The sequence below is a fragment of the Streptomyces sp. SYSU D01066-1 genome (assembly GCF_054956795.1).
This window is the reverse complement of sequence record NZ_JBUDHV010000013.1, coordinates 1-23,856: the sequence shown is the minus strand read 5'-3', so window position 1 is coordinate 23,856 and position 23,856 is coordinate 1. Positions and strand designations below refer to the sequence as shown.

Annotated in this window: 18 protein-coding genes and 1 pseudogene; 11 read left to right on the top strand and 8 right to left on the bottom strand. The window is 74.2% G+C overall.

All coding sequences use genetic code 11. The features are described 5' to 3' along the window. Positions 1–491 precede the first annotated feature (491 nt). Complete coding sequence (locus ACY1JF_RS15075; RefSeq protein WP_462705624.1) at positions 492–1,292, bottom strand: sirohydrochlorin chelatase; 801 nt, start codon at positions 1,290–1,292, stop codon at positions 492–494. A 187-nt stretch (positions 1,293–1,479) separates the two neighbouring features. Here ACY1JF_RS15075 and ACY1JF_RS15070 point away from each other — a divergent pair, with 187 nt between their 5' ends. After that, positions 1,480–2,163, top strand: a complete 684-nt coding sequence (locus tag ACY1JF_RS15070) for a SanA/YdcF family protein (protein WP_462705623.1) — start codon at positions 1,480–1,482, stop codon at positions 2,161–2,163. Between the two features lie 97 nt (positions 2,164–2,260). Beyond that, on the top strand, positions 2,261–4,396 hold the full coding sequence (locus ACY1JF_RS15065; RefSeq protein ID WP_462705622.1) for a molybdopterin oxidoreductase family protein: 2,136 nt from the start codon (positions 2,261–2,263) through the stop codon (positions 4,394–4,396). Here ACY1JF_RS15065 and ACY1JF_RS15060 read toward each other — a convergent pair. After that, positions 4,359–4,868 carry an ATP-binding protein gene (locus ACY1JF_RS15060; RefSeq protein ID WP_462705621.1) on the bottom strand — a complete coding sequence of 170 codons (510 nt, stop codon included), beginning with the start codon at positions 4,866–4,868 and terminating at the stop codon, positions 4,359–4,361. The genes ACY1JF_RS15065 and ACY1JF_RS15060 overlap by 38 nt on opposite strands. Positions 4,869–5,002: 134 nt before the next feature. Here ACY1JF_RS15060 and ACY1JF_RS15055 point away from each other — a divergent pair, with 134 nt between their 5' ends. Both ACY1JF_RS15055 and ACY1JF_RS15050 read left to right on the top strand, forming a co-directional pair. Continuing rightward, a complete protein-coding gene (locus ACY1JF_RS15055; RefSeq protein WP_462705620.1) occupies positions 5,003–5,890 on the top strand; it encodes a helix-turn-helix domain-containing protein in 888 nt (295 codons plus the stop codon). 3 nt (positions 5,891–5,893) lie between these two features. Beyond that, complete coding sequence (locus ACY1JF_RS15050) at positions 5,894–6,079, top strand: DUF397 domain-containing protein (protein WP_462705619.1); 186 nt, start codon at positions 5,894–5,896, stop codon at positions 6,077–6,079. A gap of 539 nt (positions 6,080–6,618) precedes the next feature. Here ACY1JF_RS15050 and ACY1JF_RS15045 read toward each other — a convergent pair. Both ACY1JF_RS15045 and ACY1JF_RS15040 read right to left on the bottom strand, forming a co-directional pair. After that, on the bottom strand, positions 6,619–7,497 hold the full coding sequence (locus ACY1JF_RS15045; protein ID WP_462705618.1) for an NADP-dependent oxidoreductase: 879 nt from the start codon (positions 7,495–7,497) through the stop codon (positions 6,619–6,621). Between the two features lie 39 nt (positions 7,498–7,536). Next, a complete protein-coding gene (locus ACY1JF_RS15040; protein ID WP_462705617.1) occupies positions 7,537–8,721 on the bottom strand; it encodes an MFS transporter in 1,185 nt (394 codons plus the stop codon). Between the two features lie 78 nt (positions 8,722–8,799). Here ACY1JF_RS15040 and ACY1JF_RS15035 point away from each other — a divergent pair, with 78 nt between their 5' ends. Continuing rightward, complete coding sequence (locus ACY1JF_RS15035) at positions 8,800–9,204, top strand: MerR family transcriptional regulator (RefSeq protein ID WP_462705616.1); 405 nt, start codon at positions 8,800–8,802, stop codon at positions 9,202–9,204. Between the two features lie 56 nt (positions 9,205–9,260). On the opposite strand, the gene ACY1JF_RS15030 is transcribed toward ACY1JF_RS15035, so the two are convergent. Then, complete coding sequence (locus tag ACY1JF_RS15030; RefSeq protein WP_462705615.1) at positions 9,261–9,851, bottom strand: NADPH-dependent FMN reductase; 591 nt, start codon at positions 9,849–9,851, stop codon at positions 9,261–9,263. 250 nt (positions 9,852–10,101) lie between these two features. On the opposite strand from ACY1JF_RS15030, the gene ACY1JF_RS15025 reads away from it, so the two are divergent. Together ACY1JF_RS15025 and ACY1JF_RS15020 are read left to right on the top strand one after the other, a co-directional pair. After that, complete coding sequence (locus ACY1JF_RS15025; RefSeq protein WP_462705614.1) at positions 10,102–10,647, top strand: hypothetical protein; 546 nt, start codon at positions 10,102–10,104, stop codon at positions 10,645–10,647. 113 nt (positions 10,648–10,760) lie between these two features. Further along, the gene (locus ACY1JF_RS15020) at positions 10,761–11,387 is read left to right on the top strand and encodes a class F sortase (RefSeq protein WP_462705613.1); all 627 of its coding nucleotides are present in this window, start codon (positions 10,761–10,763) and stop codon (positions 11,385–11,387) included. A gap of 10 nt (positions 11,388–11,397) precedes the next feature. On the opposite strand, the gene ACY1JF_RS15015 is transcribed toward ACY1JF_RS15020, so the two are convergent. Further along, positions 11,398–12,180, bottom strand: a complete 783-nt coding sequence (locus ACY1JF_RS15015) for a sulfite exporter TauE/SafE family protein (RefSeq protein ID WP_462705612.1) — start codon at positions 12,178–12,180, stop codon at positions 11,398–11,400. Positions 12,181–12,300: 120 nt separating this feature from the next. Here ACY1JF_RS15015 and ACY1JF_RS15010 point away from each other — a divergent pair, with 120 nt between their 5' ends. From ACY1JF_RS15010 to nirD, 3 genes and pseudogenes are all read left to right on the top strand, one after another. Beyond that, a complete protein-coding gene (locus ACY1JF_RS15010; protein WP_462705611.1) occupies positions 12,301–13,515 on the top strand; it encodes an NAD(P)/FAD-dependent oxidoreductase in 1,215 nt (404 codons plus the stop codon). Further along, on the top strand, positions 13,516–16,101 hold the full coding sequence (gene nirB, locus ACY1JF_RS15005) for a nitrite reductase large subunit NirB (RefSeq protein ID WP_462705610.1): 2,586 nt from the start codon (positions 13,516–13,518) through the stop codon (positions 16,099–16,101). Next, positions 16,098–16,445, top strand: a pseudogene (nirD, locus tag ACY1JF_RS15000) (nitrite reductase small subunit NirD); the annotation flags it as partial. The gene nirB and the pseudogene nirD, both read left to right, overlap by 4 nt. A gap of 493 nt (positions 16,446–16,938) precedes the next feature. On the opposite strand, the gene ppdK reads toward nirD, so the two are convergent. Further along, positions 16,939–19,668 (bottom strand): pyruvate, phosphate dikinase, encoded by a 2,730-nt coding sequence (ppdK, locus tag ACY1JF_RS14995; RefSeq protein WP_462705609.1) that lies wholly within the window; start codon positions 19,666–19,668, stop codon positions 16,939–16,941. A 407-nt stretch (positions 19,669–20,075) separates the two neighbouring features. After that, positions 20,076–21,344 carry an ROK family protein gene (locus tag ACY1JF_RS14990; protein WP_462705608.1) on the bottom strand — a complete coding sequence of 423 codons (1,269 nt, stop codon included), beginning with the start codon at positions 21,342–21,344 and terminating at the stop codon, positions 20,076–20,078. Positions 21,345–21,600: 256 nt separating this feature from the next. On the opposite strand from ACY1JF_RS14990, the gene ACY1JF_RS14985 reads away from it, so the two are divergent. Continuing rightward, positions 21,601–23,547, top strand: coding sequence for an amylo-alpha-1,6-glucosidase (locus ACY1JF_RS14985; RefSeq protein WP_462705607.1), 1,947 nt, complete (start codon positions 21,601–21,603; stop codon positions 23,545–23,547). The last annotated feature ends 309 nt before the right edge of the window (positions 23,548–23,856 follow it).

Below are 23,856 nucleotides of genomic sequence, written 5' to 3'. Positions count from 1 at the left end.
GCCGGGGGTGCCGGGCGCGGACGCCGGGTGCCGGGTGCGGACGCCGGGGGTGCCGGGCGCGGACGCCGGGGGTGCCGGGTGCGGGCGCTGGTTCTGCGGGGGCGGGCGCCAGGTGCGTACGTCGGGCGCCGGGCGCCGGGCGCCGAGTGCGGGCATTGGGTGCGGACGCCAGGTGCTGACGTCGGGCGCTGAGCCCTGGGGGCCGGGTGCGGACGCCGGACGCCGGACGCCGGGTGCCGGATACCGAGTGCCGGGTGCGGGCGCCGGGCGCTGGGTGCGGGTGCCGGGTGCGGGCGCTGGGCACCAAGTGCGGACACCAGGTGCCAGGTGCCAGGTGCCAGGTGCGGGCGCCGAGTGCCAGGTGCCGGGTGCGGGCGCCGAGTGCCAGGTGCCGAGTGCGGGGTGCCGGGTGCGGACGCCGGGTGCCGGGTGGTTCGTGGCCGGTTTCGCTCACGCGGCGCAGCCGCGGGCCGGCACCGCCCCGCGTCCCGTCAGGCGCGTTGCAGCCGCCCCGTGTCCCGGAGGGGCGCGGGGCACCGCGCGAGCGGGCGCGGCGCTCCCGCGGCCGGGGAGCCGGTCCGCGCCTCCTCGTAGCGGTGGAGGAGGAGGCGGGCCATCGCCGGATGGGTGCCCAGGGGCGCTGCCGCGATCCAGGGCGCCCGCGCCGCCGTCTCCGTGGCGAAGCGGCCCGGGGCGGTGAAGTAGGAGGCGACCGCGACGCGGCGGTGACCGCGGGCGGTCAGCGCGGCCACCGCGTCCGGGACGGTGGGGGCGGCGGTGGAGGCGTAGGCGGGGACCACGGGGACGCCGAGGCGGGCGGCGAGGAGGCGGGCGGTGCGGGCGGTGTCCACGGCGGCGTCGGGGTCGCGGGAGCCCGCGGCGGCCAGCACGACCGCGTCACCGCGCCCGCGGTGCCGACCGGCCTCGGTGAGGCGGGCGTGCAGGGCGTCCACGAGGAGGGGGTGCGGCCCGAGCGGGGCGGCCACGCGGGCCCGTACCCGGGAGGCGGCGGCCAGCTCGGGGATGTCCCGCTTGACGTGGTAGCCGCGGCTGAGGAGGAGCGGTACGAGGACGGCGTCCCGGTCGCCGAGGGCGGCGAGGGTGTCGGGGAGCAGGGGTTCGTTCAGCTCGATGTGCCCGAGGCGGACGTCGAGGCCGGGGCGCAGGGCGCGGACCTGGTCCAGCAGGGCGCGTACGGTGCGCAGCGCGCGGGGGTCGCGGCTGCCGTGGGCCACGACGACCAGGGCGGGGTCGTGCTGGGGGCCCGGCGGTGGCGGGAAGGTCGTCGTCATGGGTTCGATCGTCGCCGGGCGAGGTTGCCGGCCCGTTGCACGGGCGTCACGGGTGTTTTCGGGGGGATCACGGCGGGGTGGGCGGGTGGTGTGAGGCGGCTGGATCCGTGATGTCGCGGACGGGGTGAACCGTCGGGGCCGGTGAGACGTCCCTGGGACCAGGAGGGCCGGCGGGGAAGGGAGCTTGATGCGCAGAAGGTGGCGGCCTCGGCTGCCGCGTACCCGGGCCGGGTGGCGGCGGCTGACGCGGGCCGTGATGGTGGTGTGCGTGCTGACGCTGCTGCCGGGGGCGTGGCTGCGCCTGGTGACGGGCGACCGGCCGCGCACCGCGGCCGACGTGCCCCGCACCGACGTGGCCGTCGTCTTCGGCGCCGGGCTGTGGGACGGCGAGCCGTCGCCGTACCTGGCGCACCGGCTGGACGCGGCGGCCGGGCTGTACCGGGCGGGCCGGATCGAGGTGGTCCTGGTCACCGGGGACAACAGCCGCGCGGAGTACGACGAGCCGGACGCCATGCGGACGTACCTGGTCCGCCACGGGGTGCCCGACGCGCGGATCGTCAGCGACTACGCGGGGTTCGACACCTGGGACAGCTGTGTACGCGCCAAGAAGATCTTCGGGGTCGACCGGGCCGTTCTGATCAGCCAGGGCTTCCACGTCCGGCGGGCGGTGGCGCTGTGCGAGGCGGCGGGGGTGGCGTCGTACGGCGTCGGGGCGGCGGACCGGCACGACCTGACCTGGTACTACGGGGCCGTACGGGAGATCTTCGCGGCGGGGAAGGCGGCGCTGGACGTGGCGTTCGAGCCCGACCCCCACTTCCTGGGCCCCAAGGAGCCGGGGGTGCGGCGGGCGCTGGAGGCCGCCGGCCGCTGACCTCACGGCGGGGCGGGGGCGGCGGGGAGGCCGCCGTCCCGGCCGTGTAACAGGCAGCCGCCGGGCCGCGTAACACGCGCGACGCACTGTGGGTGGCATGCAGAACATCGCGACGCCGACACCCACGCCGACGCACTGCCCGTACTGCGCCCTGCAGTGCGGCATGAACCTGACGCCGGCCGCCGACGGGACCGTGGAGGTCTCCGAGCGGGTGGACTTCCCGGTGAACCGGGGCGCGCTGTGCGGCAAGGGGCAAACGGCGCCGGCGGTGCTGTCCTCGCGGGTGCGGCTGACGTCGCCGCTGGTGCGGTCGCCGGACGGCGTGCTGGTGGAGGCCGGGTGGGACGAGGCGCTGGACCGGATCGCCGGGGCGCTCCGGTCGGTCCGCGCGGAGTACGGCGCGGACGCGCTCGGGGTGTTCGGCGGGGGCGGGCTGACCAACGAGAAGGCGTACGCGCTGGGGAAGTTCGCGCGGGTGGTGCTGGGCACCTCGCAGATCGACTACAACGGGCGGTTCTGCATGTCGTCGGCGGCGGCGGCCGGCACGAGGGCGTTCGGGCTGGACCGGGGGCTGCCGTTCCCGCTGGAGGACATCCCCAGGACGGGCTGTGTGATCCTGGTCGGGTCGAACCTCGCCGAGACCATGCCGCCGTCGCTGCGCTTCTTCAGCGAGCTGAGGGAGAACGGCGGCACGCTGATCGTCGTCGATCCGCGTCGCACGAGGACGGCCGAGCAGGCCGACCTGCATCTGGCGCCCCGGCCGGGCACGGACCTGGCGCTGGCGCTGGGGCTGCTGCACCTGGTGGTGGCCCAGGGGCTGGTCGACGAGGCATACGTGGCCGAGCGGACCTCCGGCTGGGAGGAGGCGCGGGCTTCGGCGATGGCGCACTGGCCGGAGTACGTGGAGCGGATCACCGGGGTTCCCGTGCCGCAGCTGCGGGAGGCCGTGCGGATGTTCTGCGCGCCTGAGGCGGCGATGGTGCTGACCGCGCGCGGGCCCGAGCAGCAGTCCAAGGGCACGGACACGGTGGGCGCGTGGATCAACCTGTGCCTGGCGACCGGGCGGGCCGGGCGGCCGTACTCCGGGTACGGCTGTCTGACCGGGCAGGGCAACGGGCAGGGCGGGCGCGAACACGGGCAGAAGGCCGACCAGTTGCCCGGCTACCGGAAGCTGACCGATCCGGCTGCGCGGCGGCATGTCGCCGAGGTGTGGGGGGTGGATCCGCAGTCGCTGCCGGGGCCGGGGCGCAGCGCCTACGAGCTGCTGGACGCGCTGGGCAGGGATGTGCGGTCGCTGCTGGTCATGGGGTCCAACCCGGTGGTGTCGGCGCCGCGCGCGGCCCATGTGGAGGAGCGGCTGCGGTCGTTGGACTTCCTGGCGGTGTGCGACGTGGTGCTGTCGGAGACGGCGGAGCTGGCGGACGTGGTGCTGCCGGTGACGCAGTGGGCGGAGGAGACGGGGACGACGACCAGCCTGGAGGGGCGGGTGCTGCTGCGGCGCCGGGCGATCACTCCGCCGGACGGGGTCCGCAGCGATCTGGAGGTGCTGCGGGAGCTGGCCGACCGGCTCGGTGTGGAGAAGGGGTTCCCCGCCGACCCCGAGGAGGTCTTCGAGGAACTGCGGCGGGCCAGTGCGGGCGGGATCGCGGACTACTCCGGGATCAGCTACGGGCGGCTGGCGGAGGAGGGCGGGGTGTTCTGGCCGTGTCCGGCCGGGGACGCGGCGGGGGCGGATGCGGGGGGCGCCGGGGGCGCCGGGGGCGCCGGGGTCCACCCCGGCACGCCGCGCCTGTTCCTCGACCGGTTCGCCACGGAGGACGGGCGGGCGCGGTTCGTGCCGGTCGCGCACCGGGCGGCGGCGGAGGAGACGGACGAGGAGTACCCGGTGCTGCTGACCACCGGGCGGGTGGTGGCGCAGTACCAGTCGGGCGCCCAGACCCGGCGGGTGGACGAGCTGAACGCGGCGGCGCCGGGGCCGTTCGTCGAGCTGCACCCCCGGCTGGCGGCGCGGCTGGGGGCGGCGGAGGGCGACCCGGTGGCGGTCGTCTCACGGCGGGGGCGGGCGGTGGCGCCGGCCCGGATCACGACCGGCATCCGTCCGGACACGGTGTTCATGCCGTTCCACTGGCCGGGCGAGGGGCGTGCGAACACGCTGACCAACCCGGCGCTGGACCCCACGTCGCGGATGCCGGAGTTCAAGGTGTGCGCGGTGCGGGTGGAGGCGGTGTCGTAGCGCGCCGGACGTCCAGTTCGCACCAGACGCTCTTGCCGACGGTCCGCGGCGTGGTGCCCCAGCGGTCGGCGAGTGCCGCCACGATGAGCAGTCCGCGTCCGGACGTCTCGTCCTCGGGGACGTCCCGGGGGCGGGGCAGCAGTTCGCCCCTGGGGTCGGAGACGTCGATGCGCAGCCGGCGGGCGAACAGGGCGAGTTCCACGCGGAAGAGGCGGTCGCGGAGACAGCCGTGCAGTACGGCGTTGCCGCCCAGTTCGGAGACGAGGAGGGCGGCGTCCGGGGCGAGGCCGGCGTGGCCCCATGCGGTGACGAGGCGCTGGGCGCGGTGGCGGGCGAGGGCGACGCTCTTCGGGAGGGGGTGTAGTCGAGGCGGTCGTAGTGCAAGGGCTTCTCTTCGGAGGCGGTCAATCCGCTCACCTCCGGGCGAGGGTCGAAGACACCGGCTGAAGCCGGGCGGCGCCTTTCTGTGCACGCCGCGTTCCGGACGGTAGCGACGCGCCAACTCCCGTTCAATATCTACCTGAAAGATATCCACCGATCGTGTTGCGTGCGGCTCCTCCGCGGACCCAGACTGACCCCGCACAACCGCGAAGGAGTAACCCGTTGGTGACAGCTAGTCAGGCTCGTCAGGGCAACAGCACCTCCAGCGTTCTGGGCCGCAGACTGGGAGCGGAGCTTCTCGCCCTGCGTACCGCTGCGGGCCTCACCCAGCCGCAGGCCGCCAAGGCCCTCTCCGCCTCCACCGCGAAGGTGGCCAAGCTGGAGGCCGGCTGGGTACCCGTACGCGACCCGGACATCCGCGCCCTGTGCGAGACGTACGGCGTCCATGACCCCAGCGTCATCGGCGGGTTGCTGGAACTCGCCAGAGTTGACCGCGAGCGCCGCAAGGCCAAGGGCTGGTGGGACGACCACAAGATCCCTGGGGTCATGCAGGAGTACGTCGCGCTGGAGAACGCGGCGACGGTGATCAGGGCGTGGCAGCCGTCCTTCATCCCCGGTCTGCTGCAGACGACGGACTACGTGAGGGCACTGAGGAGCACCGGGATCTCCTCCGCAGCGATGAGGAAACAGTCCGACGAGGACTTCGTCCGGGCCCGCGTAGCACGACAACAGCGCCTGTACGGTGACGCGCCGCTCACGTTCCGCGCGGTGATCTACGAAGCGACGCTGCGCAACTTTCCCGGCGACCGGGAGACGGCTCGCGGCCAGCTCGATCACCTCTGCCGGACGGCCGACCAGCCCAACATCACCGTCCAGGTCTTCCCGTTCGACGCGGGCACGCACTTCGGTCTGAACGGGCCGTTCAACATCATCTCGTTCGCCGAACCCGGCGCCATGGACGTCGTGTACGTCGAGGCCCCCTTCGCACAGAGGTGGGTGGAGGGCGGACGCGAAGCCGCCGCTTACGATGAACTGTTCGAGTTGATCGCCGAACGGTCTCTCGACGAGCGAGCGTCCGTCGCGTTCCTTCACCGTCTCCGGAAGGGTCTCTGAGCCGTGCCCGAGCCCGCCTTCCGCAAGTCGAGCCACAGCGATCCCGAGGCGGAGTGCGTCGAAGTCGCCACCAACGTGCCGCCGACCGTCGCCGTACGGGACTCGAAGGACCCCCGGGGCGTCACGCTTCGCCTCCGGTCGGCCGCCTGGGGTTCCTTCCAGGCGGCCGTGCGGCAGGGTCGCTTGTAGCGGCAGGTCCTCGTGGGTGCGCTCAGTTGAGCGGCGTGTGAACAGTTCGGGCCGGTGTGTCACCGCTTTTGGGACGCTGTGGTGGGCGTGGGCCGTGAGAGGGCCGTGGGGCCGCTCGCTTCTTGAGCTGTGTCGTGCCCGGCGTCCGGAGGCGCGTCGGCGTCTCGGGGCACGCCGGGGCGGCTCAGCGGCTGTCCGTGGGAGGACGGGGAGCCAGGGCCGCCCCCGGAAACGCCAACACTTCGGCGTCGAGCGTTGACGGACCGCTCATCTGATGTCTCGTTGTGCTGAGTGCGGGAGGCCCGGACGTCCGTCGCGCTTTCGCGTAGTCGTCAGGTGGGTGGTCGACCCCCTGCTCCACCGTGGGGCCGGTGGTAGGCGTAGTGGATGTTCCAGGCACCGGGGGCTTCGCGGTGTTGTCCCCCAGGCAGCCAGGTACGGCTGTGGAGGAACCCTTCGGCGGCGATCGACGGCGTCCCCGGCCGCGTCCGGATGAACGCGGCCGGTTCCGGATCCGTCGGCGAAGCACGCGATGTGCCTCAGAAGGTGATGAGGACCTTGCCGAGGAGGCCGCCGGCTTCGAAGCGCTCGTGGGCGGTGCGGATGTCGTCGAGCGGGAAGCGGTCGGCGATCCGCAGCCGCAGCTCATCGCTGTCGACGAGCTGGGCGAGCTGGGCGAGGTCGGTGGCGTTCTCCTGGACGTAGCTCTTGCGGGCACCTGGCACGTCGGGCAGGGGGGCGTCGGCGATGGAGACGAAACGCCCTCCGGGGGCGAGGGCCGCGGCCACGTCCACGCCGGCGGTGTCGAGGACGGCCGCATACCGGCCGCGGGGCAGGTCCTGCGGACGGTGCCAGGCCCGCTCCGCACCGAGCTCCACCGCGGCCGGCTCATGGCCGGGCCGGGAGACCAGGGCATCGACGCGGGCGCCGGTCAAGCGGGCGAGTTGGACAGCCAGACCGCCGACCGCCCCGGTGGCACCGACGACCAGGATGCGCTCGCCGGCGCTCAGCCCCGTCGCCCGCAGGGCCTGCAAGGCGGTCGTCCCGGCCAGCGGAAGGGCCGCCGCGTCCGCCAACGGCACGCCGGCCGGCGCGGGTGCGAGCAGCTGGCCGGGCAGGGCGACCAGCTCCGCCCAGGTGCCGCGGCCGGTGGCGATCTGCGCGGACATGGCGATCACTTGGGCGCCCACCTGGTGGGCGGGGTCGTTGCTCGCGACGACCCGGCCGGAGATGTCCCAGCCGAGCGTGGCCGGCAGCGGCGGGCCGACCTCCCAGGCGCGGGTCTTCCAGTCCACCGGGTTGAGGCCGCTGGCTTCGGCGCGGACGAGGACTTCACCGGCGGCGGGTTCGGGCGCGGCGACCTCGCGGAGGGTCAGGACGTCGGGACCGCCGTGGCGGTCGATCTGGACAGCGCGCATGGTCAGAAGGGACCTTTCGGGGAGGGTGGGTTCCGGGATTCAGACAGCAGTGCCCACCGGGGCATCGCCGGTGTGCCGCCCGGTCCTGGTCCGGGGCAGCACCAGGGAGGTCAGGGCCAGGCCGGTCAGGCTGAGTACGGCTCCGGCCGGGCCGGTCCAGCGCAGCGCGCCGGCGGCGACGACGGCCTCGCCGAGGACGGAGCCGGCGGCGGCGCCGAGGTCGAAGGCCCCGACGTCGACCGCGACGGCCAAGGTCGGGGCGGAGCCGGCATGGCGCAGGATCAGGCCCTGCAGCGGGGCGACGGTGGCGGTGGCCAGCAGCCCCGGGCCCAGGACCGCGAGCACGGCGGTGGGCTGCCAGGCGGCGGCGAACGGCATGGCCACCAGCACTCCGGTCAACCCGCCGAACACCCCGCGCACAGTGGCGGACATGGACCTGTCGGTCAGCTTGCCGGCGGCCAGGTCGCCCAGAAAGCCGTCGGCGCCGTAGGCGAACAGGAGAGCGGAGACGGCGGCCGGGGAGAAGCCCGCGATGCGGGTGAGCAGCGGCGCGATGTAGGTGAAGACGACGGCGACGCCGGAGAAGCCGGCCGCGGTGGTGGCGATGGCCGGCGGCACCGGTGTGCGGATCACCACGCGCAGTTCGTCGCGCAGGCCGGCGGACGACACCTGCCCCTTGGGCAGCGCCAGCGCCAGCAGCGCGACGGCGGCCAGGGCCAGCGCGGTCAGCACCGCGAGCGGGGCCCGCCGGCCGGCCGCGTGCCCCAGCAGCGAGCCCAGCGGTACCCCGAGCGAGGTGGCGACGGTGAACCCGGAGGCCACAGTGGCGATCGCCGAGCCGGCCCTGTGCTCGGGCACCACGCTGGTGGCCGTCACCAGCGCCGGCGCCAGGAACGCGGCGTGGCTGAGCGAGGAGACCACCCGCCCGGCCGGCAGCATCGTGCACGAGGAGGCCAAGGCGCTGAGCGCGCTGCCCGCGGCGAACAGCAGCATCAGCCCGAGGGCCAGGGGCCTGCGGGGCAGCCGCGCGGTCAGCATGGTCACCGCGGGCCCGCCGACCACCACGCCGAGCGCGTAGGCGGTCACCGCCTGCCCCGCGGTGCTCTGCGGCACCCGAAGATCCGCGCCGGCCTCGGGCAGCACGCCGGCGACCAGGTATTCCGGCGTGCCGACGACGAAGACGCTCGCGCACAAGGCCGCGAGCGAGGCAGCGTTCTTGCTCATACCGGGGAAGCTAGAGTCTCACATCGGTGTGAGAGTCAAGCGGCGTTGCCCGCCCGAGGCATCCATGAGGAGGATGACGTGCGGATCGGTGAGCTGTCCCGCAGGACCGGCGTACCCGGACGGCTGCTGCGCTACTACGAGGAACAGAACCTGCTCCGGCCCGAGCGGCGGCCCAGCGGCTACCGCGAATACGGCGAGGCGGACGTGGACACCGTGCGCCGCATCCGCGGCCTGCTCGCCGCCGGCCTGAACACCGCCACCATCGCGACCATCCTGCCCTGCCTGCGTGACGACGGCGAACGCCTGGTGCCGACCTGTTCCGGCCTCCTCGCCGACCTGGCCAAGGAACGCGAGCGGATCACCAAGGCCATCACCGACCTGCAGACCTCCCGCGCCGCACTCGACGACGTCATCGCCGCAGCCCCCGCCGATGTCGCGGAACGCGCGACGAGCGGCGCGACAGCCCGCGGCACACGGGCGTGACCGCCACCGGTCCCGAGTAGCGCTGCCACCGTCGACGACGTCCTGACCCGCGACAGCTAAGCGCCGTACGGGCGGCGCTCCTTCGCCTCCCGCAGTGCCCTCCCCCACCACGTCAGCTGGTCCAGCATCGTCTTCGCCGCCGCGTCCGGGCCGGAGGGGTCCTTCAGGCGGCCCTCGGCGTCGAAGGCGGCGCTCGCGTTGTGGAAGGAGACCGTGTCGCGGACGGTCACGGCGTGGAGTTCCGCGAAGACCTGGCGGAGGTGCTCGGCGGCGCGCAGGCCGCCGGCCAGGCCGCCGTAGGTGACCAGGGCGACGGGCTTGGCCTGCCATTCCGCGTAGTGCCAGTCGATGAGGTTCTTCAGGGCGGCCGGGAAGGAGTGGTTGTACTCGGGGGTGAGGACGACGAAGGCGTCGGCGGACGCCAGTTTCGGGGTGAGGGAGGCCAGTGCGGTGTCCGCCTCCGGGGAGCGGGCGAAGGTGGTCGGCAGGCCGGGCGCCGTGGCGACGTCGATGACCTGCGGGGTCAGGCCGGCGCGGGCCCGGATGCGGTCCAGGAGCCAGTCGGCGACGACCGGGGCGAAGCGGCCCTGGCGGTTGCTGCCGATGACGAGGGTGGTGCGCAGGGGGGCGTCCGTTGTCGTCTTCATGGCGACCAGCCTCGTACCTCAAGTCCGGTCGAGGTCAAGGGGGCGCCCGTCCACCAAGGGGTCACCCGTTCACACCCGGGCGGGCCCGCCTCCGGGAGACGGCCGTGACCTGCTGGAACGGGAGGTGAAGGCACCCGTTCTCCGTAATTCTGACGCCCGGTCAGGGAGCGGGGCCGGGGCGCCGGCCCTTTGCTCGGAGGGGCAGGGGTCACCGACAGCCGGTGCCGGCCACCTCGAAGGAGTACTGCTGATGCGACGTACCGCCCGTCTGCTGACCGGTACCGCACTCGCCGCGGCCGGTACCGGCCTGGTCGTCGCGGGGCCCGCGTACGGCGGCGTACCCGGCGATCCGTCCGGCGGGCTGCTGCTGCGCCCGGCCTCGGTCGTGCCGGGCGACCGGGCGGCGGTGGACACCCAGGCGTGCGGGGCGGACGGTACGGCGGCGGGGGACGCCAGTGCCGTGGGGGCCGGGGCGTTCACGCTGACGCCGGACGGCGAGGCCGGGACGACGACCGGCCGGTTCCGGGTGCCGCCGGGCGCGCAGCCGGGGACGTACGAGATCGTCGCCACCTGCGCGGGGAGCGGGAAGCGGGTGGCCGGGGACCTGGTGGTCACCTTGTCGGCGGGGGCCCGGGCGGGGGCCCAGGTGTATCCGAAAGGAAGTGTGAAGACGGGGGTCGGCGGCGCCTTGGGCCCCGATCCCGTGCAGACCGCGGCCGGTGTGGCGGCTCTGGCCGTCGCCGCCGCGGGCGGTACCTGGCTCCTGCATCGCCGGGCGAGAGGCGACGGGATGTGACGGGCACCCTCCGCTGCCCGTCCGCCGGTACCGCACTTCCCCACCCCCTCCGGGTCCGACGCCCCTCGCGGCCCGGAGGGGGCCCGGGGTGAAAGGGAAGAGGGTCCTCAGTCATGCGCCGCAGGGTCGGCAACACCGTCATAGCGGGCGTCACCGCCCTCGCCCTCGGCTCGGGAGCCTGGCTGCTGTGGGGCGGCGCCGGGCCGGGCCACCCGCCGCAGCCCTCGGCCGCCGAGGCCCGCGCCGGGCACGGGTGGCAGGCGCCCGACGCACCGCCGCTGCCGCCCTCCCCGCCCGACCGCGTCCGCATCCCCGCCATCGACGTCAGCGCCCCGCTGACCGGCCTCGGGCTGACCGCCGGCGGCAGCCTGGACGTGCCGCCCGCCGAGGACGACAACCTCGCCGGCTGGTACGAGGCCGGCACCACGCCCGGCGAGCGGGGCACCGCGATCGTCGCCGGGCACGTCGACAACGCGCGGGGGCCCGCCGTCTTCTACCGGCTCGGCGCGCTGAAACGGGGCAGCACGGTGGAGGTGGACCGGCGGGACGGTTCGGTGGCGGTCTTCACCGTGCACGCGGTGGAGGTGTACGACGCCGCGGACTTCCCCGACGAGAAGGTGTACGGCCGCGCCGGGCGGGCCGAGCTGCGGGTCATCACCTGCGGGGGCGGCTGGTCGCGCGGTACCGGTTACCGGGGGAACGTGGTGGTCTTCGCCCATCTGACCGGCGGTCACCGGTGAGCCGTGCGGGTCAGGCCAGCCACTGCTCGTACGCCATGTTCGCCACCAGGGCGAAGACGACGGCCAGGAGGACGATCCGGACGAAGCCGCTGCCCTTCTTCAGGGCCGTGTGCGCGCCGAGCATGCCGCCGGCGAGGTTGAAGACGGCCATCAGGGCGGCCAGTTGCCACAGGACCGCGCCCTGCCAGGCGAAGGCGGCGAGCGCGCCGGCGTTGGTGCAGCAGTTGACGATCTTGGCGGTGGCGGAGGCCGTGACCAGGTCGAGGTGGAGGACGGCGGTGAGCGCCAGGACGAGGAAGGTGCCGGTGCCGGGGCCTATCAGGCCGTCGTAGAAGCCGATGCCCAGGCCCGCGAGGGCGATGGCGGCCAGGATCTGGCGGCGGGTGGCCGGGCCGGTGGCGGGGGCGGTGCCGAAGGCCGGGCGGAGGATCACGAAGGCGGCGACCGCGAGCAGGACCACCATGATGACCGGCTTGAGGACCTCGGTGCTCATGCCGGCCGCGAAGAAGGCCCCGGCGGAGGAGCCGGCCAGGGCCGCCAGGCCGATGCGGACGGCGAGCCGGACGTCGACGGGGGCCTTGCGGGCGTACGTCACCGCCGCGCCCGTGGTGCCCACGATCGCCACCGCCTTGTTGGTGCCCAGCGCGTGCGCGGCCGGGGTGCCGGCGGGCAGGCCGAGCAGGAGGACGGGCAGCAGCAGGAGCCCGCCGCCGCCGACCACGGCGTCGATCCAGCCGGCGGCCAGGGCCGCCAGACAGAGAAGAATGATCATGGTCAGCGTGATGTCGGGCATGATCATGACGATAGCCCGGTGTTCCCTCACACCCGCCCCCCGCCGCCACTGAGGGCAGCGTTCCGCGCGGGAAACAGAGGGGATGCGGCCGGGTAACACCGGCACCGCACGCTCGGTGGCATGACCTCGAATACGCGTGTGGTGGTGATCGGCGCCGGCCTCGCGGGCGTCACCCTCACCCGGCGCCTCGGCGAGCTGGGCGTGCCCGCGCTGCTGATCGGCGAGGAGCGGCACCCGCCGTACAACCGGGTGCTGCTCGCCGAGGTGCTGGCCGGGCGGTACGGCGCCGAGGTGATCGCGCTGCCGGAGCCCGCCGGGCTGGTCCGGGGCCGGGTGACCGGCATCGACCGGGACGCGCGGACCGTGGCCTGTGCCGACGGTTCGGTGATCGCATACGACACGCTGGTGCTGGCGACCGGGTCCAACGCCGTGCTGCCGCCGCTGCGGGGGCTGTTCACCGGCGGACACGAGCTGCCCCGGGGGGCGCACGCGTTCCGGACCCTGGACGACTGCCTGGCGCTGTCGGAGGCGGTGCGGCCGGGCGCGCGGGCGGTCGTGATCGGCGGCGGGCTGCTCGGGGTGTCCGCCGCGCGGGCGCTCGCGGTGCGCGGCGCCCAGGTGGTGCTGGCCCAGCAGGCCGAGCGGCTGATGGAACGCCAGCTCGACCCGGCCGCCTCCCGGCTGGTGCGCCGGCACCTGGCGGACCTCGGCGTCGAGGTGCACACCGAGTGCCGGGTGCGCGACGTGCGCTGCGTCGGCGGGGCGGTGCGGTCGGTCGAGCTGGCCGACGGGTACGCCCTCGACGCCGATCTGGTGGTGCTGGCGTGCGGGGTCCGGCCGCGTACCGGTCTGGCGGCCCAGGCGGGTCTCGACGTGCGCAAGGGCGTCGTCGTCGACGACGAGCTGCGCACCAGTGACCCGCACGTCCGCGCGATCGGCGACTGCGCGCAGCACGACGGCACGCTGTACGGGCTCGCCGCCCCGGCGCTGGAACAGGCCGACGCCCTCGCCCGGTCGCTGGCCGGCGACCCGGCCGCCCGCTACGGCGGCACCCGCTCGCTGACCCGGCTCACCCTGACCGGGCCGGACAGCCCCTTCGACCTCGCCGCGTTCGGCGAGACCGAACCCCTGCCGGGCGACGACGTCGTGCAGCTCGCCGACGCCACCCGGGGCACGTACCGCAAGGTCGTCGTCCGCGACGACCGGCTGGTCGGCGGGGTCCTGGTCGGCGAACTCGGCACCGTCGGCGCCCTCGCCCGCGCCTGGGAGGGAGCGGAGCCGCTCCCCGACGACGGCCCCCTGCTCCACCTGCTCACCAACGACGGAGGCTCCTGAATGTCCACGGATCAGTCGACCATCGTGCTCGTCGGCCACGGCATGGTCGGCCAGCGCTTCCTCGAAGCGCTCGCCGAGCGCGGCCTGACCGCCACGCACCGCGTGGTCGTGCTGTGCGAGGAGCCGCGCCCCGCCTACGACCGGGTCGCCCTCACCTCGTACTTCTCGGGGAAGACGCCCGAGGACCTGTCGATGACCGACCCGGCGTTCCTCGCGGAGCACGGCATCGAGCTGCGCGTCGGTGACCCGGCCGAGTCGGTCGACCGGGAGGCGAGGACGGTGACGGCGCGGTCGGGGCTGGTCGTCGGGTACGACGTGCTGGTGCTGGCCACCGGCTCCTACCCGTTCGTGCCGCCGGTCCCCGGCAAGGACGCCACCGGCTGTTTCGTGTACCGCACGATCGAGGACCTGCTCGCCATCGAGGAGTACGCGAAGAGCGCGACGACCGGTGCGGTGGTGGGCGGCGGACTGCTGGGCCTGGAGGCGGCGGGTGCGCTGAAGGGGCTCGGGCTGACCTCGCACATCGTGGAGTTCGCGCCCCGGCTGATGCCCGTCCAGGTGGACGAGGGCGGGGGCGCCGCGCTGCTGCGGACCATCGAGGAGATGGGGCTGTCCGTGCACACGGGCGTCGGCACGCAGGAGATCGTGACCGACGACGAGGGCGCCGTGCGGGGCATGAGGCTGTCCGACGGTTCGGAACTCGCCACCGACCTCGTGGTGTTCAGCGCCGGGGTGCGGCCCCGCGACCAGCTCGCCCGCGAGTGCGGGCTGACGGTCGGCGAGCGCGGCGGCATCGCGGTGGACGCGCAGTGCCGGACCGTGTCCGACCCGCGCGTCTTCGCGATCGGCGAGTGCGCGCTGGCGGTGGACGGGAGGGTGTACGGGCTGGTCGCGCCGGGGTACGAGCAGGCGGCGACGGCCGCCGCGACGATCGCCGAGGACGAGGCGGCGTTCACCGGTGCCGACCTGTCCACCAAGCTGAAGCTGCTCGGCGTGGACGTGGCGTCCTTCGGCGACGCGCACGGCACGGCCGAGGACTGCATGGACGTCGTCTACTCCGACTCCCGCGCGGGCCTCTACAAGAAGCTGGTCATCGGCCGGGACGGCACGCTGCTGGGCGGCATCCTGGTCGGGGACGCGGAGGCGTACGGCACGCTGAAGGCGTTCACCGGGTCGGTGCCGCCCGTCTCGCCGGAGTCGCTGGTGCTGCCGGCGGGGGCCGGGGCGCCGGCGCAGCTCGGACCGGCGGCCCTGCCGGACGACGCGGTGATCTGCTCCTGCCACAACGTCACCAAGGGCACGATCCGGGGCGCGGTCACCGAGCACCGGTGCGCCACCGTGCCCGAGGTGAAGAAGTGCACCAAGGCCGGCACCGGCTGCGGCTCGTGCGTGAAGGTGCTCGGGCAGCTGGTCACCGCCGAGCTGGAGGCGAGCGGCGTCGAGGTCGACAAGGGCCTGTGCGGCTGCTTCGGGCAGACCCGCGAGGAGCTGTACGAGATCGTCCTCGCCCTGCGGATCACCTCCTACCAGGAGCTGCTCGACCGGTACGGCCGGGAGGCGGCCCGGGGCGGCGACGGGTGCGAGGTGTGCAAGCCGACGGTCGGCTCGATCATCGCCTCCCTCGCCCCGGCGATCGGCGCCAGCGGCTACGTCCTCGACGGTGAGCAGGCGGCGCTCCAGGACACCAACGACCACTTCCTGGCCAACCTGCAGAAGAACGGCTCGTACTCCGTCGTCCCGCGCATCCCCGGCGGGGAGATCGCGCCGGAGAAGCTGATCGTGATCGGTGAGATCGCGCGGGACTTCGGGCTCTACACGAAGATCACCGGCGGTCAGCGCATCGACATGTTCGGCGCGCGGGTGGAACAGCTCCCGTCGATCTGGGCGCGGCTGGTGGACGCCGGCTTCGAGTCGGGGCACGCGTACGGCAAGTCGCTGCGGACGGTGAAGTCGTGCGTGGGGCAGACCTGGTGCCGGTACGGCGTGCAGGACTCGGTGCGGATGGCGATCGACCTGGAGCTGCGCTACCGGGGGCTGCGCTCGCCGCACAAGCTGAAGTCGGCGGTCTCGGGCTGCGCGCGTGAGTGCGCCGAGGCCCAGTCGAAGGACTTCGGCGTCATCGCCACCGCCGGCGGCTGGAACCTCTACGTCGGCGGCAACGGCGGCGCCACCCCGCGCCACGCCGACCTGCTCGCGCAGGACCTGTCCGACGCCGAACTGGTCCGCCTGATCGACCGGTTCCTGATGTTCTACATCCGCACCGCCGACCGGCTGGAGCGCACCTCGACCTGGCTGGAGCGCATCCCCGGCGGCCTGGACCACGTGCGCGACGTCGTCGTCCACGACTCGCTCGGCATCTGCGACGAGCTGGAGGCGCTGATGAGCGCCCATGTCGCCGGCTACCGCGACGAGTGGGCCGAGACCATCAACGACCCCGAGAAGCTGGCCCGGTTCGTGTCCTTCGTCAACGCGCCGGACACCCCCGACCCGGTCGTCGGCTTCGTCCCCGAGCGCGACCAGATGAAGCCCGACCTGCCGCTGCTCTCCATCGGCCACCGCCCCCTGGAAGGAACCTCCCAGCGATGACCCTGGCCCCCGAGACCACCGACCTGTCGGTCCAGCTCCGGCTGGCGGACGACTGGTTCACCGTCTGCGACCTGAACCGGCTGCTCCCCGGCCGGGGCGTGGCGGCCCTGCTGCCCGACGGCACCCAGGCGGCCCTCTTCCGCGACCGCACCGGCACGCTGTACGCCATCGACAACCGCGACCCGTTCACCGGCGCCGCCGTCCTCTCCCGGGGCCTGACCGGCACCCACGGGGGCCGCCCCTTCGTCGCCTCCCCGCTGCTGAAGCAGCGCTTCGACCTCGCCACCGGGCAGTGCCTGGACGACGAGTCGGTGCGGGTGACGGCGTACGAGGTGCGGGCGGCGGCGGGCGCGGCGCTGGACGACGACACCCCGGAGGGCCTGCGGCACTCCCTGGAGGCCGGGCGGTACGAGGTCGACGGCTAGGCTCCGCCGGGATACGCGACGGGCGGACCGGGAACGGCTCGCGGCCCCCGCTCAGAGGCTGAACCGCTCGGCCTTTCGGAACACAGCGCCCCGGCACCGAACGTCGCCACGAACTGCGCCCCGTACGACGGCCACCCCTGACCGAGCACCAGGTGGACCTCGGCGCCGGGCACCGGCACCGGGCCATCCGTGTGGGTGACGGCTCACCACCGCGCACCACAGCGCCCGGAGAGCCGCTCCACCGCCGGGCGCCGGGGCGCCGCGCGCGCCCGTCGCGGACCCCGGCGTCCGCTCGCGGCGGGGGACGGGGGCGGCACCCCCGCACAGGGTGCCGCCCCCTCTCGCGCGCCGGGCCGCCGCCGGTCGGTGAGGGTGACCGGGTGACAGGCGGCGGACCGGCGTCTCGGCGGGGTCAGCGGTGGTCGCTGCCGGTGGACCGGACCGCGGCACGGCCCGCTTCCAGGCGGGCGACCGGGATGCGGAACGGGGAGCAGGAGACGTAGTCCAGGCCCACCTCGTGGAAGAAGTGGACGGACTCCGGGTCGCCGCCGTGCTCGCCGCAGACGCCGAGCTTGAGGTCGGGGCGGGTGGCGCGGCCGGCCTTCGCGGCGGCGGCGACCAGGGAGCCGACGCCGTCCTTGTCGATCGTCTCGAACGGCGACACCCCGAAGATGCCCTTCTCCAGGTACGCGGTGAAGAAGGACGCCTCCACGTCGTCGCGGCTGAAGCCCCACACCGTCTGGGTGAGGTCGTTGGTGCCGAAGGAGAAGAACTCCGCGCACTCCGCGATCTGGCCGGCGGTCAGCGCGGCGCGCGGCAGTTCGATCATCGTGCCGATGGCGAGCTTGAGGCGGGCGCCGGAGGCCGCCTCGACCTCGGCGATGACCTTGTCGGCCTCCTCGCGGACGATCTCCAGCTCCTGGACCGTGCCGACCAGCGGGATCATGATCTCGGCGCGCGGGTCGCCCTTGGCCGCCTTGCGCTCGGCGGCGGCTTCGGCGATGGCGCGGACCTGCATCGTGAACAGGCCGGGGATGACCAGCCCGAGGCGTACGCCGCGCAGGCCCAGCATCGGGTTCTGCTCGTGCAGGCGGTGGACGGCCTGCAGGAGGCGGAGTTCGTTCTCGTGGGGCTCCTGGCGGGACTCGGCGAGGGCGACGCGGACCGAGAGTTCCGTGATGTCGGGGAGGAACTCGTGCAGCGGGGGGTCCAGGAGGCGGATGGTGACCGGGAGGCCGTCCATCGCCTCGAAGAGTTCGACGAAGTCCCGCTTCTGCAACGGCAGCAGTCCCTTCAGGGACTCCTCGCGCTCGGCCTCGGTGTCCGCCAGGATCAGGCGTTCCACCAGCTCGCGGCGGTCGCCGAGGAACATGTGCTCCGTGCGGCACAGGCCGATGCCCTGGGCGCCGAAGCGGCGGGCGCGCAGCGCGTCCTCGGCGTTGTCGGCGTTGGCGCGCACCCGCAGCCGGCGCTTGCGGTCGGCGAAGGCCATGATGCGGTGGACCGCCTCGACCAGTTCGCCGGCGTCCTCGGCGCCCGCGTGCATCCGGCCCTCGAAGTACTCGACGACCGGGGACGGGACCACCGGGACCTCGCCCAGGTAGACCTTGCCGGAGGAGCCGTCGATGGAGACGACGTCGCCCTCCTCCACCACGCGCCCGCCGGGGACCGTCATCCGGCGGCGCTTGGTGTCGACCTCCAGCTCCTCCGCGCCGCAGACACAGGTCTTGCCCATGCCCCGGGCCACCACGGCCGCGTGGGAGGTCTTGCCGCCGCGGCTGGTCAGGATGCCCTCGGCCGCGATCATGCCGTCCAGGTCGTCGGGGTTGGTCTCGCGGCGGATCAGGATGACCTTCTCACCGGAGCGCGACCACTTCACGGCCGTGTACGAGTCGAAGACCGCCTTGCCGACCGCCGCGCCCGGCGAGGCCGCGATGCCCCGGCCGACCTGCTCGGTCCTGGCCGTCTCGTCGAAGCGGGGGAACATCAGCTGGGCGAGCTGGGCGCCGTTGACCCGGGTGAGCGCCTCGGCCTCGTCGATCAGGCCCTGGTCGACGAGCTGGGTGGCGATGCGGAACGCCGCGCCCGCCGTGCGCTTGCCGACGCGGGTCTGCAGCATCCAGAGCTGACCGCGCTCGATGGTGAACTCGATGTCGCAGAGGTCCTTGTAGTGGTTCTCCAGCGTCTCCATGATCTGCATCAGCTGGTCGTACGACTTCTTGTCGATCCGCTCCAGCTCGGCCAGGGGGACGGTGTTGCGGATGCCCGCCACCACGTCCTCGCCCTGGGCGTTCTGGAGGTAGTCGCCGTAGACGCCCTGGTGGCCGGAGGCCGGGTCGCGGGTGAAGGCGACGCCCGTGCCGGAGTCGGGGCCAAGGTTGCCGAAGACCATCGAACAGACGTTGACCGCCGTGCCGAGGTCGTGCGGGATGCGCTCCTGGCGGCGGTAGAGCTTGGCGCGGTCGCCGTTCCAGGAGTCGAAGACCGCCTTGATGGCGAGGTCCATCTGCTCGCGCGGGTCCTGCGGGAAGTCCCGGCCGGCCTCCTTCTTGACGATCTTCTTGAAGGTGGTGACCAGCTTCTTGAGGTCGGCGGCCTCCAGGTCGGTGTCGACCGCGACCTTCTTGGCCGACTTCGCCTTCTCCAGCGCCTCCTCGAAGAGGTCGCCGTCGACGCCGAGGACGGTCTTGCCGAACATCTGGATGAGGCGGCGGTAGGAGTCCCACGCGAAGCGCTCGTCCCCGGCCTGGGCGGCCAGGCCCCGCACGGACTCGTCGGAGAGCCCGATGTTGAGGACCGTGTCCATCATGCCGGGCATGGAGAACTTGGCGCCGGAGCGGACGGAGACCAGGAGGGGGTTGTCGGGCTGGCCGAGCTTCTTGCCCATCCGTGCTTCGAGGGCGTCGAGGTGCGCGCTCACCTCGTCACGCAGTGCCGCCGGTTCCTCGCCGCTGTCGAGGTAGGTCTTGCAGGCCTCGGTGGTGATGGTGAAGCCGGGCGGGACCGGGAGGCCCAGGTTGGTCATCTCGGCGAGGTTGGCACCCTTGCCACCCAGCAGGTCCTTGAGGTCCTTGTTGCCCTCGGTGAAGTCGTAAACGAACTTCGCTACCTGGGGATCCTGGGGATCTTTGTTTTCCGACACGGGTCTCGACTCCTCGAGGACGCGGTGGCTGCCCTGACGGCGAGGAATGTACCCAGATCGAAGGCGCCTGGGTACGTCCACTTGCGCGTCATACGCCTGTAACCACCCGTCCGCCAGCGGATCGAAAGTCAAGGCTCGGCAAGCAACTACCCCTTTCTGTTTTCACTTCTTGAACACAGGAAGGGGCCCACCCACCCTCGAATGCTCACTTGAGCGGGTTTTACTTCGATTGAGTTCGATCGATGAACGATCAAGAGATGGCACCGAGTGTCACCCCTTGGAGAAGTGCAGTCGCCCATGATCCGCTCATCTGAGCGTGACCCTTATCAAGGGTGGCGAGAATCACGCCGTCCCGACGCCCCGGATTTCACGATGCGGACGCCGCCGACGGGACAGGAACGTCCCCGTCACACCCCGAGGGCCGACAACCGCTCCTCCACCCGCCGCGGCGCGTAAAGGTGCTCCACCACCAACGCCCCCGCCCCGATCAGCCCGGCCCGCTCGCCGAGCCGCGAGGTGACCACCTCCAGGCGCGCGGTGGAGCGCGGCAGCGCCCGCTGATAGAGCAGTTCGCGCACACCGGTGAGGAAGGGGGTCCCCGCCAGGTCCCCGGCGATCATCAGCACGCCGGGGTTGAGCAGGGTCACCACGGTCGCCAGGACGTCCCCGACCAGCCGCCCCGCCTCCCGGGCCAGCGCGACCGCCTCCGGGTGACCGCCCGCCAGCAGCTCGCGCACGTCCGAGCCGGACTCCGCGGGCACCCCGGCCGCGGTCAGCCGCCGCGCCACGGCGCCTCCGCTGGCGACGGCGGCCAGACAGCCGTACGAGCCGCACCGGCACAGCGCCCGGGCGCCCTCGGGGACGCGGATGTGGCCGATGTCCCCGGCCCCGCCGTCCGTCCCGCGGAAGATGTGGCCGTCCACCACGACCCCGGCGCCGATGCCGGTCGACACCTTGACCAGCACGAACGCCGAGGCGTCCGGGTAGGCGGCGCGCTGTTCGGCGTAGGCCATGAGGTTGGCGTCGTTGTCCACCAGGACCGGTACGGGGGCGGCGGCGGACCCGGCGCGCTCGGTGACGGCGCGGGCCAGCCGGCCCCGGATGTCGTAGCCGTCCCAGCCCGGCATGATCGGCGGCTGCACCACCCGGCCGGTGTCGCGGTCGACCGGGCCGGGGACCGCGAGGCCGATGCCGCACACCTCGTCGATGCCGCGCCCGGCCCTCTCCAGCAGTCCGGCGGACCAGCGGCCCAGTTCGCCGAGGACCGCCTCGGGGCCGTCCTCGACGACCAGGGCGCCGCTGTGCTCGGCGATGATCTCGCCGGTCAGGGTGAGGAGGGCGGCGCGGGCGTGCCGGGTGTCCAGGTCGGCGGCGAGGACGACGGCGTGCTCGTCGTCGAACTCCAGCGTAATGGAGGGGCGCCCGCCCAGCGGGGAGTCGACGGGGCCGCCGGCGCCCTCGCGCAGCCAGCCCGCGCGGAAGAGCCGGTCGAGGCGCTGGCCGACGGTGGCCCGGGACAGGCCGGTGGCCCGCTGGAGCGCCCCGCGGGTGGTGGCACGGCCGCTGCGCACGAGTTCGAGCAGGTCGCCGGCGCTCGCCTGGCCGCTCGTCCTGGTGGCGGCTCTGCCCGGTGCCCCGGTCGGCGCCGCCCCGCTCCTGCCGGACTCCTCGGTCATGCGCACCCCCTTGTGTTTCCCAACTCCGCATTACATAGTGAGTTATGCGTGTTAAATAGACGTAACTCTAGGGTAGCCGCCGCCGGACCGGCCGGCCGGACGTCTTCGGAGAGCCCCGAGTGGATCGCAGGACCCGACCCACCACCATCCGACCCACCACCATCCGTCCCACCGCGCACCTGGCCCCCCTCCCACCCACGGGCTCCTCCGCACACCCCGGACACCAGTATGGCGGCGGCCCGCGAGGGGGCCTGGTATGACGGAACGGCATCAACTGCTCGTGCACGGCGGCACGTTCGCGGCCGTCGGCGGCCACGGGGACATCAGCGGGGTGCGGGGCGGCGGACCGGACGGCCTGTTCGTCCGGGACGCGCGGCACCTCAGCCGGTGGCAGCTCACCGTCGACGGCGCCGTGCCGGAGGCCCTCAGCCCCGTCGCGGGCGGGGACACCGCCCGCTGCGTGCTGGTGCCGCGCGGCGGACGCGACGAGCCGCCCGCGTACACGGTGTTCCGGGAACAGGCCGTCGGCGACGGCTCGTTCGTCGAGGCGCTGCGGGTGACCAGCAACCGCCCGGTGCCCACCACGATCCACCTCGCGGTCACCGCCGACGCCGACTTCGCCGACCAGTTCGAACTGCGTGCCGACCACCGCACCTACGCCAAGCCCGGCGCGGTCCGCTCCCGCGAGGTGCTGCCGCACGGGGTGGAGTTCGCCTACCGGCGCGGTGAGTGGCGGTCGGTCACCACGGTGACCTCCGAGCCCGCGCCGGACGCGGTGGAGGAGACCGGCACCGGGGCCCGGCGCCTGGTGTGGACCCTCGGCCTCGATCCGCACGGCACGGCGGAGCTGGTCCTGCGGGTGGTGGCCCGGCCGCACGGGCACCGGCGGGCGGTGCGGGTGCCGCGCTCCCCCGCTGCGGCCGTGCGGCGGCTGCTGGCCGAGGAGGACGCGTTCGCCCGGGGCGTGGCCTTCCCGACCGGCTGGCCCGAACTGGCGGCGGCCTGCGCGCGGGGCCTGGCGGACCTGGCCGCGCTCCAGGTCCCGGCCCGGGGCCCGGACGGCGAGGAGCTGCGCGTCCCGGCGGGCGGCGCCCCCTGGTTCCTCACCCTGCTGGGCCGCGACGCCCTGCTGACCTCCCTGTTCACGCTCCCCTACCGGGCCGGCCCGGCCGCCGCCACGCTGGCCGCGCTCGCGGCGACGCAGGCGACGGCGCGGACGGCCTCCGGCACCGACCCGGGCGTGGCCCGGCCCGGCAAGATCGTGCACGAGGTGCGGCACGGGGAGCTGGCGCACTTCGGGCAGGTGCCGTACGGGCGCTACTACGGGTCGGTCGACGCCACCCCGCTGTTCCTGGTGCTGCTCGGCGCGTACGTGGAGCGGACCGGGGACACGGCGACCGCCCGCCGCTTCCAGCCGCACGCCCGGGCCGCGGTCGGCTGGATGCTGGACCACGGCGGGCTGACCTCGCGCGGCTACCTGGTCTACCGCGCCGACCGGGGCGGCCTGGCCAACCAGAACTGGAAGGACTCCCCCGGCGCCGTCTGCCACGCCGACGGCACCCGGCCCACCGGCGCGGTCGCGGCGGCGGGCGTCCAGGGGTACGCGTACGACGCGCTGCGCCGCACGGCGTGGCTGGCCCGCTCGGTGTGGGAGGACGAGAAGTACGCGGGGCTCCTCGAACAGGCGGCCGGTGATCTGCGCGACCGCTTCCAGCGGGACTTTTGGATGCCGGAGCACTCCTTCCCCGCCCTGGCCCTGGACGGCGAGGGACGCCAGGTGGACGCGCTGGCCTCCGACGCGGGGCACCTGCTCTGGTCGGGTCTGCTGGACAAGGAGTACGGGGAGCTGGTCGGACGGCGGCTGCTGGAGCCCGACTTCTTCTCCGGGTGGGGGGTGCGGACGCTGGCGGCCGGGCAGCCGGCGTACCACCCGCTGTCGTACCACCGGGGATCGGTGTGGCCGCACGACAACGCGCTGATCGCGCTGGGGCTGGCCCGCTACGGGCTGCACGACGAGGCGCGGACGGTGGCGCACGGCATGGTCGACGCGGCGACGGCGGTCGGGCACCGGCTGCCGGAGGTGCTGGCCGGGTACGGACGGGAGAGCCATCCGGAGCCGGTGCCCTATCCGCACGCGTGCGTACGGGAGTCCCGGGCGGCGGCGACCCCGCTGGCGCTGCTGACGGCGGTCGGCGGGGCGTGAGCCCTCGGCGGTCACGCGCCGGGGCCGGTGCGGGCGCGGAGCGGCCGGCCCCGGCCGAGCGGTGCGGGTGCGGAGCGGCAGGCCCGGCCGAGCGGTTCCGAGGACCGGCCCCGGCCGAGCGGCGCGGGCGCGGAGCGGCAGGCCCGGCCGAGCGGTGCGGGCGTCGTTGAACGCCACCGCGCCGCCGGCCGCCCGCCCCGCGTCCGCCACGCGTCCGCCCCGCGCCGGCCGCCGTGCGGGGCCGGGCCCCCGCACCCGCCCCCCGCGGCCCCGGGCCGGGGGGGCCGGCCCCCCCGAACCGCACCCCCA